General features: G+C 28.3%; 14 protein-coding genes and 1 tRNA gene. 6 read left to right on the top strand and 9 right to left on the bottom strand.

Annotated features, from left to right (window positions below; genetic code table 11):
• Nucleotides 1-9: 9 nt before the first annotated feature.
• The 5 genes from CBD51_003635 to CBD51_003615 form a co-directional block, all read right to left on the bottom strand.
• Nucleotides 10-468 (bottom strand): beta-carotene hydroxylase, encoded by a 459-nt coding sequence (locus CBD51_003635; GenBank protein ID RPG59159.1) that lies wholly within the window; start codon nt 466-468, stop codon nt 10-12.
• Nucleotides 461-865: a hypothetical protein gene (locus CBD51_003630; GenBank protein RPG59158.1), complete on the bottom strand. Its 405-nt coding sequence runs from the start codon at nt 863-865 to the stop codon at nt 461-463. Before CBD51_003630 ends, CBD51_003635 begins: the two co-directional genes overlap by 8 nt.
• Nucleotides 862-1,701 (bottom strand): phytoene/squalene synthase family protein, encoded by an 840-nt coding sequence (locus tag CBD51_003625; protein RPG59157.1) that lies wholly within the window; start codon nt 1,699-1,701, stop codon nt 862-864. The genes CBD51_003630 and CBD51_003625 overlap by 4 nt, the downstream gene beginning before the upstream one ends.
• A gap of 2 nt (nt 1,702-1,703) precedes the next feature.
• On the bottom strand, nt 1,704-3,170 hold the full coding sequence (gene crtI / locus CBD51_003620) for a phytoene desaturase (GenBank protein RPG59156.1): 1,467 nt from the start codon (nt 3,168-3,170) through the stop codon (nt 1,704-1,706).
• Nucleotides 3,171-3,243: 73 nt separating this feature from the next.
• Nucleotides 3,244-3,319 (bottom strand) — tRNA-Phe (locus CBD51_003615).
• An 86-nt stretch (nt 3,320-3,405) separates the two neighbouring features.
• On the opposite strand from CBD51_003615, the gene CBD51_003610 reads away from it, so the two are divergent.
• Genes CBD51_003610 through CBD51_003585 form a run of 6 tightly spaced genes read left to right on the top strand, consistent with a single transcriptional unit; the run spans nt 3,406 to nt 10,499 of the window.
• Nucleotides 3,406-4,131 carry a type III pantothenate kinase gene (locus tag CBD51_003610; protein ID RPG59155.1) on the top strand — a complete coding sequence of 242 codons (726 nt, stop codon included), beginning with the start codon at nt 3,406-3,408 and terminating at the stop codon, nt 4,129-4,131.
• A complete protein-coding gene (locus CBD51_003605; GenBank protein ID RPG59154.1) occupies nt 4,118-5,410 on the top strand; it encodes a hypothetical protein in 1,293 nt (430 codons plus the stop codon). Before CBD51_003610 ends, CBD51_003605 begins: the two co-directional genes overlap by 14 nt.
• A complete protein-coding gene (locus tag CBD51_003600; protein ID RPG59153.1) occupies nt 5,410-6,846 on the top strand; it encodes a hypothetical protein in 1,437 nt (478 codons plus the stop codon). Before CBD51_003605 ends, CBD51_003600 begins: the two co-directional genes overlap by 1 nt.
• An 8-nt stretch (nt 6,847-6,854) precedes the next feature.
• Entirely contained in the window at nt 6,855-7,364 is a 510-nt protein-coding gene (gene lptC / locus CBD51_003595) for an LPS export ABC transporter periplasmic protein LptC (protein ID RPG59152.1), read from the top strand.
• Nucleotides 7,365-7,372: 8 nt separating this feature from the next.
• Nucleotides 7,373-8,635, top strand: a complete 1,263-nt coding sequence (locus CBD51_003590) for an HlyC/CorC family transporter (GenBank protein RPG59151.1) — start codon at nt 7,373-7,375, stop codon at nt 8,633-8,635.
• A gap of 34 nt (nt 8,636-8,669) precedes the next feature.
• A complete protein-coding gene (locus tag CBD51_003585) occupies nt 8,670-10,499 on the top strand; it encodes a hypothetical protein (GenBank protein RPG59150.1) in 1,830 nt (609 codons plus the stop codon).
• 5 nt (nt 10,500-10,504) lie between these two features.
• Here CBD51_003585 and rodA read toward each other — a convergent pair whose 3' ends face one another.
• From rodA to mreC, 4 genes are all read right to left on the bottom strand, one after another.
• The gene (gene rodA / locus CBD51_003580) at nt 10,505-11,758 is read right to left on the bottom strand and encodes a rod shape-determining protein RodA (GenBank protein ID RPG59149.1); all 1,254 of its coding nucleotides are present in this window, start codon (nt 11,756-11,758) and stop codon (nt 10,505-10,507) included.
• The gene (mrdA, locus tag CBD51_003575) at nt 11,759-13,579 is read right to left on the bottom strand and encodes a penicillin-binding protein 2 (GenBank protein RPG59148.1); all 1,821 of its coding nucleotides are present in this window, start codon (nt 13,577-13,579) and stop codon (nt 11,759-11,761) included.
• Nucleotides 13,576-14,052, bottom strand: coding sequence for a rod shape-determining protein MreD (mreD, locus tag CBD51_003570; GenBank protein RPG59147.1), 477 nt, complete (start codon nt 14,050-14,052; stop codon nt 13,576-13,578). Before mreD ends, mrdA begins: the two co-directional genes overlap by 4 nt.
• Nucleotide 14,053: 1 nt before the next feature.
• Nucleotides 14,054-14,735, bottom strand: a 682-nt coding sequence (gene mreC / locus CBD51_003565; GenBank protein ID RPG59146.1) for a rod shape-determining protein MreC, incomplete at its 5' end; no start/stop codon positions are given.

Below are 14,735 nucleotides of genomic sequence, written 5' to 3'. Positions count from 1 at the left end.
ATTAATGATTTATTTGATTTTAATTTTCCAATATTTTATTGGAAAAAATAACATCCCAAAGTTTTCTCCACTATGTTTTTCGGTATTCTTATGGTGAATTTTATGTGCTTTTCTAAGAGCTTTTAAGTAATTAGAATTTGTATTACGAAATAATTTAGATCTTCGATGAATAAATAAATCATGAATTAAAAAATAAGCTAATCCATATAAGCTTATCCCGATACCAATCCAAAAGGGCCAGTTAAAATTATCTATTCCCATCATTATACAAAGAATTCCTGGAACTGCAAATATTAGAAAAAAGAAATCATTTTTTTCAAATAAATGATCGTGATTAGGTTGGTGGTGATCTTTATGTAGGCTCCAAAGAAATCCATGCATAATATATTTGTGTGTTAACCATGCAACAAATTCCATAGCTAAAAACGAAACTAGTGTTATTAATATATTTAGTATTAAACTATTCATATAATTCTATGATTTTCTTTTGATATTTACTTCCACTTGTTTCAATAATTGATTTATCATTTTCAATGTTTTGTTTATAGTTTAGAATTTTAGGTGAATTCATTTGAATACAATATCTAATCCATCTAAGTTCTACAAAACTAGGATATTTTTTAATAATCTCCTCTAATATTCTTTTTCCCTCCTTAAAGTGTTTTAATTTTCTTGAGTGCCTTGACTTTAGCATAAATCCCGCACCTAAATAAGCAATTTGTTGTGGGGTTTTTTCATTTAGACAAAATTGAATTAATGAATCACATGAAGCTATATTTGTTGTTGATCTTTCAAATAAATCACTCAGTTTATGATTTTGAGTATATAAAATTGTGGGAAAAATTACCATTAAGAGTATTTTCATATCCAATTTAATTTATTTATAAATTGACAATAAATTAGTAGCTGCAATTTTCTCCAATTCGAAATTCGAATACGACTTTTTAGTACATCATTCGCCGATTTTAGTCTAATACTATTTAAAAGATCCACATAATAATAGTAGGCTAATAAAACCCCGCTTCTAATACCTTTTGGTAAAAGTTTAATTCCCTCAAAACTTGCCTCAAAGTCGTTTTGAATATCTAATTCAATTTGGTTTTTTGTAATATCTGAGAATTTGTTTAGATCAACATTTGGAAAATATGTTCTGCCTAGTTCGTGGAAATCAGCACTGAGATCTCTTAAAAAGTTAATTTTTTGAAATGCAGAACCCAACTTTTTTGCAAAAGTTGAGAGCATTTTATATTGATTTTCATTGCCATCAACAAATACTTTTAAGCACATCAGCCCAACAACTTCTGCTGAACCTAAAATATAATAATCATATTTTTCTTTAGTATAAGTTGTTTTTGTATCTAAATCCATTTCCATGCTTATCATAAATTGTTCAATTAGCTTTAGATCAATATCATATTGGTTGACAGTTTTTTGAAAACTATTTAAAATAGGATTTAAACTGATTTTGTTTTTAATTGCTTCCAGATAGTCAACTTTTAGCTGATTTAGTAAGATTTTTTTATTATGTCCATGCATATTATCAACAATTTCATCAGCCAATCTTACAAATCCGTAAATATTATATATAGGTTCTTGATATTTTTTTTCTAGCATTGATATGCCCATGGAAAAACTTGTACTGTAAAGTTGCGTCGTTGCCTTACTACATTGAAGTGAGAGTTGATCATAAATTTTATTCATAATCAATTAAATTGTTTAATAATTGTTTCACCAACAATTTGTCCAGAAATCAGAGAAGGGGGAACACCAGGTCCTGGCACAGTAAGTTGACCAGTATAAAATATATTACTTACTTTTTTGTTCTTAATAGATGGCTTTAGGTTAGCTGTTTGAAATAGTGTATTTGCTAATCCATATGCATTCCCTTTATAAGCATTATAATCTTTAATAAAATCATTAATACAGTAACTTCTTTTATATTCGATGAAATCTAAAATATTTTCACCACAGTACTTTTCGAGCCTTTTAATGATTAAATTAAAATAGTATTCTCGTGTCTTTTCATCATCTGATGAGCCTGGACTGATTGGAACTAGTAAAAATAGATTCTCTTTATTTTTTGGAGCAACAGTTGGATCTGTTTTAGATGGACAGCAGACATAAAATAATGGCTCTTTAGGCCAAACTTGTTGTTTATAAATATCATCTATATGTTGTTCAATGTTTGCATCAAAAAAAAGATTATGATGTATTATCTTCTTTATTTTTTTATTTACACCTAAATAAAACAGTAAACACGATGGTGAAAATGTTTTTTTATCCCAATATTCACTAGAGTAATTACGGTATTTTTTTTCAAGTAAATTTGATTCAATATGTTCGTAGTCAGCACCACCCACAACAATATCGGCCTTGTAATCATTTTTATCAGTAGACAAACTAGATGCTAAATTATTTTTAATATGTATTTTCTGGACTGTTTCATTTTTAATAAAACTTACACCTAAATCTTTGCAAAGAGTGACCATTCCATCAATTACTTTAGAAAAGCCTCCAATAGGATAATATGTTCCTTGTTTAAATCCGGAGTAGGCCATTAGACTGTAAAGAGCAGGTGTGTCATTTGGTGCTGTACCTAAAAAAAGCACAGGAAATTCTAATAATGCTTTGATTTTAGGATTCTTGAATTTTTTGGCAACATGTAGTTTATATGACTTAAATAGCTCCAGTTTGAATAAATTTTTAAAAATTCCTTTATTTAAAAATTCAAAAAAGGATAATCCAGGATTATAAATTAGTTTATCCATGCTGAATTTATATTTAAATTCCGCTTCCTGCATGAATTCCTCTAGTGCCTTTGAGGATCCAGTTTCAATATCTTCAAAGACTTTTTTTATATCTTCAAATGAAGCAGAAATCTTGATGGATTCATGATTATTAAAAATCATTTGGAACCCGGGATCTAATTTAAGTAGTTGATAATAATCACTCGAAGATTTATTAAAAATATTGAAAAATTTCTCAAATACATCAGGCATCCAATACCAACTTGGACCCATATCGAATAAAAAACCATTTTCCTGAAATTGTCTAGCTCTTCCACCTAAATCAGAATTTTTTTCAATAACAGTCACATTATATCCTTCTTTTGCTAATACAGCCGCAGCGCTTAAGCTTGCAAAACCTGAACCAATAACTATAGTTTTCATTGTTATAAATATATATAGAACTTTTTGAAAAATAAAAAGCGGTATCTATCCTATTAAAGATAGGTGCCGCTTTTTGTGGTGCTACCAGGATTCGAACCAGGGACACAAGGATTTTCAGTCCTTTGCTCTACCAACTGAGCTATAGCACCAATTAAGTTTGCAAATATAATATGTATTTTTTTAGAAACATAACATCTCATTTTATAAATTTGTCTATTATGGTAATTAAATTTTTATGAATCTAGTCATCGATATCGGAAACACAAGATCTAAATGGGCAGTTTTTCATAATAATAAAATGCTAAAGTTTGAGTCCAGCAAAAAGTTTTCATCAAATTTTGTAAAAAAAATTAAACTTGAATATCCTGAATTAAAAAATGTTTGTCTCTCGGATAATACCAATTTAAATTTTGATTATAAAACAATTTTTTCCACTTTTAATTTAAATTATATAGAATTAAATTCACAATGTAAGTTGCCGCTAACAATCAGTTATTCTACACCATTTAGTTTAGGTTCAGATAGAATTGCTTTGTCAGTTGCAGCAGAAAAAATTTTTAAAGGTAATATGTTAATTATAGATTTAGGAACTTGTATTACGTATGATGTAGTATTAAATTCGAATTATATTGGTGGCCAGATTAGTCCTGGGTTACAGATGCGTTTAGCTTCTTTAAATCATTATACAGATAAATTACCTAAATTAGATTATATTAATAGAGATATATCTGTGGGGCACTCTACAAGAGATTCAATTTTGGTTGGTGTTTATGATTCAATATTTTTTGAAATAGAAAGTGTGGTAAACAAGTATAAAAAACTTTATCCTACAATTGTTACAATTGCTACAGGGGGTGACATGAATATTATAGAAAAAAAAATAAAAAACATAAATTTTTTCCATCCTTATTTGTTAATGGAAGGTTTAAATTCTATTATTGCATTTAATGAGGAAGTATAAAATTATATTTTTAGTTTTTTTCGCTGTTTTTGCATTAAAAGGTCAGGTTAATACATATTCTCCGTATTCTTATTTTGGACTTGGAACAGTCCATAATATCACATCTGTATCTAGTATGGCAATGGGGGGATTAGGCTTAACTGTAAATAATTCACATCTTATTAATTTTAATAATCCCGCTTCATATTGTTTTCTAGACCAGACGTCTTTTGAGATAGGTACATCTTCTACTTCTACAGTATTAACTCAAAATAATTTAGAACAAAAGAATCATATTAGTGGCTTATTAAATTTAGGACTTGCATTCCCAGTGTCAAAAAAAATTGGCTTTGCTATAGGCTTATTTCCCTTCAGTAATGTAGGATATAATATTAATAGCGAGGTTTTTAATAATGATGTAATTGGAAATGTAAACTATAATTATAGTGGTTCAGGTGGTCTTAATAAACTGGTTTTTGGTCTTGGGGCTAATATTATCAATGATTTATCTTTTGGATTAAATATTAATTATTTTTTTGGTCCCATTAATAAGTATACAGATGTTGAGACGCAAAATAGCATTACTCAATTCCAAGAACAAGAATCATTTTTAATCAATGATTTAAATTTTGATTTGGGTGTTTTATATCAACATAAATTAGGTGATAAGTTGATGAATATAGCTACATATTTAGCTCCAGAAAGTAAATTAAGTGTTGATAAATATACATTTCAATACACATATATTACGTCAGGACAGTATCAATCGTTTATGGATACAATTTCATATACAAATAATATAGAAGGTGATATAGTTATGCCGATGTCTTATGGTTTAGGTTTTAGTTTATCCTCACAAGATAGTTGGTTAGTTGGGCTTGATTATAAGTATACTAATTGGACTAATTATAGTTTTCTTGGCCAGATTTTTAATTATATGTATGATAAAAATCAAATTATATTTGGTGCCAGCTTTACTCCTAAAAAAACAGATATTTATAATTATTGGAATAGAATAGAATATAAGATGGGAATAACATACTCCAAAGGCTACTTGGATTTAGCTAGTCTTACAAACAATACAAGCTCTAGTGTTCCTCTAGAAGAAATTTCTATTAGTTTTGGTGCAGCTCTTCCATTAAACAAAGTATTCTCAAAAGTTAATTTAGGATTACGATATGGATTACTTGGTACTTTACAGACAGATACTACATTTGAGCCTATTCAAGAAAAATATTTTAGTACATATCTTTCCATGACATTAAATGAAAAGTGGTTTAAAAAACGAAAAATTCAATAATGAAAAAAATAATACTTTTTATATTGCTTGCCCCTGCACTTATTATTGCTCAAGAAAGACTTTCAAATCTTTCTGATTTACAATTTGACGTTGGTAAGTATGGTGTTGATACAGTAAAATGCGAAGAAAACTTATCTATCTACACAGAGTTTTATAAACAAAAAAGTTATGATTCAGCTTTAGAGGCTTGGTTGTATTTATTTGTAAATGCTCCAAAGAGAACTAAAAACATATATACTCAAGGCGCAACAATGTTTAAGCACTTTGTTAAAAATGAAACAGATAGTATTAAAAAGGAAGGTTTAATTGATGATTTACTAACTATATATGATTATCGTAATCACTATTACCCAGAACAAAAGGGCTTGGTATTAGGTTATAAGGGATCGGATTTATATAGGTATAGAAAATCAGATCTAAATAGTGTGCAAGCTGCATATAGTATTTTAGAAAATAGTTTTATTCTGGATCAGGAAAAATCTACTGCTCGTGCATTAAATTATTATTTTGCTTCAGGAGCTAAGTTAACATCAAAAAAAGTATTGAGCAAAGAAGTTTTAATTGATTTGTTTTCCGAATTATCTGCTGTTATAGATTACAAGGAGGCTAAAATTAATCAGGAAAATTTTAATTTTAATTCTCAGGAGACTCTTAGTTCAAAAGAGAAAAAAAATTTAAAAAAAAATAACTCAGAATTAAAGACACTCAATGATGTCAGAGCCAATATGGAAAAAACATTAGCTCCCCATATAACGTGTGAAAAACTAGAAGCATTATATTCTCCAAATTTTGAGTTAAATAAAAATGATTTTGATTGGCTTCAAAGAGCAGCACAGCTTCTTAGAAAAAAGGAATGTGTAGATACGGATATTTATTTTCAGATTGCGGCGAGGCAATATGAAGAGAATCCTACACCTAAATCTGCATTTAATATGGGAGTTCGATCCTTGAGAAAGGAGGACTTTAATAAAGCCCTTGAGTATTTTTCCCAAGCAGTAGATGGGGAGTTGGATAGTATAAAAAAAGCTGATTATCTATTTTATTTAGCTAAAACATACTATGCAATGGGATTGAATAATAAGTCTAAGAAAGCAGCTTTAGAAGCAAGTCGCTATCGAGCCGGTTGGGGTGCCCCATTTATACTTATTGGTGACTTGTATGCACAGTCCTCTAGAAAATGTGGAGAGAATACGGGAGATAATCAATACGATGAATTCACAAAAAGGGTAGGTTATTGGGCAGCTATTGAAAAGTATAACTTTGCAAAAAAAATTGACACTTCCCTAAAAAAAGAAGCTAACACAAAAATCAAAACATACACAACCCAAATGCCTGATAAAACATCAACATTTCAGGTTATTGGTTTAGAATCTAAAACTTATAAGATTGAATGCTGGTATACTGAAGTTGTACAAAACCCGTATTTTTCTAATTAAGCTTTTGTATGAGAATTTTGTTTATATCTTATTTATTAACCTTTTTTTCATGTGTTAATAAGTTGGAAGACATAAATTTTAATTCCTCAGGTGATAATCTAGGTGACTTTGCGCAAAATATTGAATTGTCATATTATTTAAAGGGAAATTTAGAATTTAAGTTAATTGCTCCTGAAATGAATCAACTTTCGGAAATTAACACTTTTCCTAATGGGATAGATGTATATGTTTATAACAATAAGCTTGATACTATAGCTACAATTTCAGCAGACTATGCAATTCAAAATAAAATTCAACACACTGTTGAAGTTAGTAGAAATGTGATTTTAATAAATTCTGAAATGGAACAATTAAATACAGAACAATTATTTTGGAATAGTGAGACTAAAAAAATCTACACTGATGATTTTGTTACAATAAACACTAAAAATCAAATTATTATGGGTTTTGGATTTGAGGCGGATCAGTATTTTTCAACATATACATTATCAAATATTACTGGAACTATTTATCTTTAATAATTAATATGGTTTTTGATTATAGTATAATTTTTCTGACACTTTTATTTTCTGCTTTTTTTTCAGGCATGGAAATTGCATTTGTTTCATCCAATAAATTAAAGATTTTCTTAGAAAAGGAGCAAGGGAATTTAACTAATAAAATAGTTTCAAAATTTACGGAAAAACCTACCCATTTTATTATTTCTATGCTAATAGGCAATAATGTTGCATTAGTTATCTATGGGATTTATATGGCTAATTTATTAGAACCCATGGTTGCTAAGTATTTAGTTTCTATTCCGTTTTTGGTTTTATTGATTCAGGTAATTATCTCTTCCTTTTTAGTTCTACTTGTTGCAGAATTTTTACCAAAAGTAGTATTCTCACTATTCCCAAATAAATTACTGAAGTTTTTTGCAATTCCTGCCATAATTATTATTTATTTACTATATCCACTTTCAATTTTTATCAACACAATTTCTAACTTTTTAATTTCTAATATATTTGGGAAGCTCAATAGTAAAGAAGATGTTGTATTTAACAGAATAGATTTAGATGAGTATTTAGAAGAACATAATGAAATTGCTAAACAATCTATTGACGGAGTAGATCCAGAAATAGAAATTTTACAAAACGCTTTAGACTTTTCTACTCTAAAGGTAAGGGATTGTATGATTCCTAGAACTGAGATTATAGGTGTTAATATAAATGATTCTATAACTAATCTTCGCAAAAAATTTATTCAGACTGGACATTCGAAAATTTTAGTTTTTAAAGATAATTTAGATAGCATAGTTGCATATGTCCACTCTTTTGAATTATTTAAGAACCCCAACTTTATTAAGGATATTTTATTGCCGATTTCAATAATACCAGAAAGTTTACTTGCTCAAACAGCACTTGATAAATTATTAAAAGAACGTCGTAGTGTTGCATTAGTGGTTGATGAGTATGGTGGCACTTCTGGTTTAATATGTGTTGAAGACATTTTGGAAGAATTAGTTGGAGAAATTGAGGATGAACATGATGAAACTAGTTTTTCAGGACTCCAAATATCGGATAACAAATATCATGTTTTAGGAAAGCATAAAATTGATGACCTGAACAAGCAATATGACTTTAAACTAGAGCTTTCCGAAGAGTATGATACTCTTAGTGGTTTTATTGTAAGTAATATAGGGAGAATCCCAAAAAATCAAGAAATCATAACAATTAAAAATTATGAATTTAAAATTGTTAAGATTACAGATAATTTTATAGAGGAAATTATTCTTTGTGTCATAGAATAATAATCGTATATTCGTAACCCAAAATTTTAACGTTATGACATTAAGTGATATAAGAAAGCGATCTGGACTACTTATTTTTGTGATAGGAATAGCCATGTTAGGTTTTATACTTACAGATTTGATGAGTGGAGGCACATCATTATTTCAAAAAGGTCAAAATCTTTTATTAAAGGTGAATGATACGGAAATTGCATTCACAAACTTTGAAAAAGAATTAGAGCAAAATATTAATATAAAGTTTGTATCAACTTTTGGTACAGTTAATATTACTGAAGAACAAAGGCAACAGGAAAGAGATTTATTTTTTGAACAAAAAATTGAAGACATCCTTCTGTCTGAAAAATTTAATCAATCAGGAATTAATGTCGGTGATAGAGAGGTTTGGGACTTAATATCTGGTGAAATTACCGGAAATCAATCATCTTTATTTGGTTTCTTTTTTCGTGAGCAAACCGAGTCAGGAGAATGGAATAAATATAGTCCTGATTTAATTAGAGATTGGATTGAAATGGGAACTGATAATCCACAATGGCCGAGATATATTTTTTTTAAAAATAATGAAGTTAGGGATCGGGAAATATTAAAGTATTTTAATGCGATTAAGACTGGACTTTATGTAACTGAACATGAAGCAAAAACATATTATAGAGATCAAACAAAAACAGTAAATGGACAATATGTATTTATTCCTTCTAATAATTTAAACGAACAGCAGAGACCTTCAGATAAAATTATAAAGAATTTTTATGCAGATAATAAGAGCAAATTTAAAAATATACCCAATAGAACTGTTACTTATTTTATTTTTGATTTAAAACCGAGTGAGCAAGATAAATCGTTAATCATACAAGAAATGACTGAATTGGTTAGTGACAAGATGGTTTTTAATAAGAGAACAAAAAAAGAAGAGATTGATTTAGGTTTTTTGAATACTAAAGATTTGAAAGCCTTTGTAACTCAAAATGGTGATAATAGTTATAGCTTAGATAAAATAGCTTTAGCTGAGCTTGATGAAATAAAACTACAAAGACGTGTTGATAATGGAATTGTATACCCATATTTTGAATCATCTTTTTGTAAAATGGCTCGAATTATGGATGTAAATTCTGACAGTGCTTCAATTGTTTATTTAGAAAGAGAATTATACGCAAGTGATCAAACTCTTAATGAAATTTATTCTGAGGTATTTGATTTTATGGACAGTAATAAAAAAATACTTGATGCAAATGAGTTATCTAAGCAAGTTAATATTAGACCAAGAAGTGTAGAGTTAGAAAAAATGGATCAAACGGTACCCGGCTTAGGTACGGCAAGAGAAATAGTAAGATGGGCTTTTAGTGATGAAACAAGTCTTAATGAAACCAAATTTTTTGACTTACAAGACAAGTATATTGTTGCTTACGTGTCGAATATTTCAGAGAATGAGTATAAAAATCTTTCGGAAGTCCAAGATGAGATTATCACAAGTATTAACAAGAAAAGTATCTCAAATGCCGCATCAGATCAAATCAATAATTCTAATTTTAATACAATTCAAGATTTAGCTAATCAATTCAATGTTTCAGTTAATGTAGTTAAACAGTTAAGAATGAACTCAGATGTTTTTGGAGAAAGTGCATATAATCCAGGGGCTGTCGGTGCTTTTTTTAGCGAGGATGTTAATGTAGTTTCAAAACCATTTATCAATGAGGAGGGTGTTTTTGTATTCTTAAAGGAAGTTGATGGTAATGTAAATTATCCAAGTTCATTTGACAGCTATAAAAATATTATACAAAGAAATTATCATTCAGAGGTTGATAAGTTATTGTTAGACTTGCTTAAGGACGAAAGTATTATTACTGACAATCGGTTCAATTTCTATTAAATAGTTTAGAATCTTTCTAGTTTAAGCGAATTTAGTTTTATAAATAAAAATAGCATTATTGAAAAAGTTAGAAGTGAAGATCCGCCATAACTTAAGAATGGAAGTGGTATCCCAATAACTGGTACTATCCCTATAGTCATTCCAATGTTTATTACTATATGTGCGAATAAAATAGATGCTAAACAATAACCAAAGACCCTACTGAAACGAGAGTATTGGTTTTCACTCAAGATAATGATTCTAGTAATTAGTATCATAAATAATATGATTACTATTAGGCTACCAATAAATCCAAATTCTTCTCCAATTGTGCAAAAAATAAAATCTGTATTTTGTTCAGGAATAAAGTTCCCTTTTGTTTGAGTTCCTTTTAGAAATCCTTTGCCCGTAATTCCACCAGAACCAATAGCAATTAATGATTGATTTAAATTATAGCCTGATCCTAGTTTGTTTTTTTCTTTTCCAATTAATATGTCGATTCTCTCTTTCTGATGAGACTCGAGGATGTTCTCATAAGTATAATTTACACTGCTAATAATTATTGAACATGATATAAAAAAAATCAATGATATCATTATTTTTTTGGATTGTTTTTTTAACAACACAAACAATATTGATGTCAGTATAATTAATAAAATTATACTTTTATTTACTCCTATTATAATTGTTAATAATGCTAAAAAAAATCCAATGAGGATACTTATTATATATCTAAGTTGTAAACCCTCTCTAAAAAACATAAAAATAAGCGAACAATAAATTAATGAAGATCCTGCGTCAGGTTGAAGTAGTATTAGAAAAGCAGGTAGCGCAATAAAAGTGATAATTGTAAATAAATTTTTTAATGAATCGAGATAAATTTCATTATCATGCATGTATTTACTAATAACTAAAATAGTACCTAGTTTTGCAAATTCAGCAGGTTGTAAACCAAAACCTCCTATCTTAAACCATGCTTTAGCACCTCCTACTTCTTTGCCAATTAATAAAACAAGTATTAATGAAATAACACATAGTAAATATATTATATACACTAATTGTAATATGATTTTAACATCAATTAATAGTAAAAATATACTTACAATAATTGCAATAATTAAGAATAAAAATTGTTTTCCGGATACACTTTCAAGAGAAATAATAGCACTACTCGCTTCATTATAGCTACTAGAGTAAATACTTAAAAAACCTATACTAATTATTAAAAAATATAATATTACTGTTAGTTTATCAAATGTTATTTTACTTTGTTGACGCATCTAGTATTTAATTTTTAGATTAATCATTTTTTCTTCTAAATGTATATTGGTAATTTTATTATTAATATACTTATCAATACATAAACTGCCAATTGGCACAGCTACATCACTACCCCATCCTCCGTGTTCTACATATACAGCAATGGCAATTTTAGGGTTTTCCTTAGGAGCAAATGCAATAAAAATTGAATGATCCTCCCCATGAGGATTTTCGGCCGTACCAGTTTTTCCACAAATTTTTACATTATTTAATTTACCTATTTTTGCGGTCCCATATTTACCTTCCACGGCTGTTTCCATGCCATAAATAACAGGCTTGAAATGTTTAGATTCGATTAGACAATAATTTTTATCTAGCGAAATTAAATTTGTACTTTCTAATTTTTTTCTCATGTGATGAGGCGTTCTATAATAACCTGAATTGGCCATAATTGCAGCAAAATTTGCCATTTGAATTGGTGTCATTAATAAAGCATCTTGTCCAATTGCTAATGAAATACATGTAGACGCTCCCCATCTTTTTTTACCATATATTTTATTGTAATAATTACTATTGGGGACATGCCCTTTTTTTGTATTTGTTAGGTCACTGTCAAAAGTTTGACCCAATCCAAATGATTTTGTGTATTCAGCCCAATTATCTAGCCCAATTGCAGGACTATTTTTGTTAGAAATAATTTTTTGAAAGGTACTACAAAAATATGCATTACAAGATTGTGCAATAGCTTGTCTTAAATTTAGTGGAGACTTATGAGGATGGCAGCCCACATGTAAAATCGATTTAAAATTCCAACCTTCTTTACATTTAAATAAGGATCCAGCAGTTATATCATTTTCTTGAATCGCGATTATTGCATTAATTAATTTAAATATTGATCCTGGGGGATATAATGCGGATGTAGACCTGTCATATAGAGGCTTATTTGGGTCTAAAAAAAGATTTCGATAGTTTTTATCTCTTTTTTCCCCAACAAATAGAGAAGGGTTATAGCTAGGACTAGAAACCATACATAGTATTTCTCCAGTTTGTGGCTCTATGGCCACTACACTACCTCTTTTATTCGTCATTAGTAAGTCTGCATATTCTTGTAATTGGATATCAAGTCCTAATTTAATATCTTCTCCTTTAACAGGTAGTGTATCATTAAGACCGTCATTATATGCCCCTTTATATTTTCCATAAACATCAACTACCTTCCTTTCAACCCCCTTTTCACCTCTAAGTATTTTTTCATATGATTTTTCGATTCCAGTAATACCAATTAAATCGCCACTTTTATAGTATTTATTTGTTTTAATTTGATTATTTGAAACTTGGCCGATATACCCAAAAATATTCCCACCAGATTTTGAGTGATATGATCTCACGTACTTGGGCTGTGGATAAAATCCTTGAAGTAAATGTAATTTTTCTTGAATGTCAGCAAATTTTTGCTTTGAAATATTTTTTAAAAATACTGATGGTTTATAGAATGAATAACGTTTAGCTTTTTTAATTTTTTTTATAAATTCTTCTTTTGAAATTGCAAAAATTTTGCAAAAAAGTAGTGTGTCTATTTTCTTACTTAATTGATATGGTACCACCATAATATCATGAGCTCTTTGGTTAGAAACCAGTAGGTTTCCATTTCGGTCATATATCCAGCCTCTTTCTGGGTATTGAATAATTTTACGAATAACATTATTTTGTGCTGATATTTTATATTCTTTATTTAAAATCTGGATACTAAATAATTTACCAATAATTAAGATAAAAACAGCACAAAAACTTATTAGGATTGCAAATTTTCTGCCTACATAGAAATCATATTTTTTTTTCATTTTTTGGGCATGAGAATTTTGTGTATAATTAATAATAGAACAGTGAAAAATGTACTAGAAATAGTTAATACTATAACAGACATTATTTCTTCAATCGAGAACCTTTCAAGGAAGAACAGAGTAAAATGATGTAATATAGTGAGAGGTAATATAAATCTAATAAAATCAATTATTGGAATTTTAGAAATATTGATACTTTCTTCATTTTCTTCTTTTTTACCTCCAAAAGCAAATTTCATATAACATATTAATAAACATGCACATGCGTGAGCACCTTGTGTTTGTGAAAAAATATCAATAGTTAGTCCAAGTATTAGGCTTAAAAATAATAGTAAAAGTTTATTGGATTTAGAAGGCATTAAAAAAATAAAAATAATATAGTAGTATGGATTAATATATCCACTTAGGTATATATTATTTAATATAAAAATTTGGCAAAAAGTAGACCAAAAAAATAATTTGATTATACCCATTTTATAAACTTTTTTCAATTATGTTACGCTCTTCTTTTAAGTTATGTTCAATTAAGTATACAAATTCAATACTTGTGAAATCTGTAAATAGGGTAACTTCTATATTTAGAAAATTAGTATTTTTTTCATTTTTGCATTTAGAAACAGTTCCTATATTTATACCCTCTGGAAAAATATTAGAATAGCCACTTGTTACTATAGTATCTCCAACTTCAACCATTGCATTTTTAGAAATATCCATTAATTGCATTTTGGTGTAATCTAGACCATTCCATGATATTGACCCATAATGACCAGATTTTGCAATTTTTGCACTTATCATTAAGTCAGTATTGAGAAGGCTAATTACTGTAGAAAAATTATTATTGACTGTTGCTGTTATGCCAATCAAGTTATTATTATTTACTACACCCATTTGAGGATAAACACCGTGCAAGAATCCCTGATTAATAACTAAATAATTTTGATTTTTATTCCAAGTGTTTTTTACAATTGTTGCTTGAATAATATCACATAAATAATTTTCTTTATTAGATGTGTATATTTTTTTCAATTTTTGATTTTCTATAAAAAGATTATAATTTATATTTAAAAGTTGCTCATTGATTTTTTTTAATGCGAAAAAGTCTTTTATTTTTTTTTCTTTTGAAAATACAAATCCACTTACTGCAGTTGATAATTTT

The sequence above is a fragment of the Flavobacteriales bacterium TMED191 genome (assembly GCA_002171975.2).
In the GTDB taxonomy this organism is placed as follows: domain Bacteria; phylum Bacteroidota; class Bacteroidia; order Flavobacteriales; family TMED113.
Note: the sequence above shows the minus strand (reverse complement) of the source record. Positions and strands in the feature narration are given on the sequence as shown.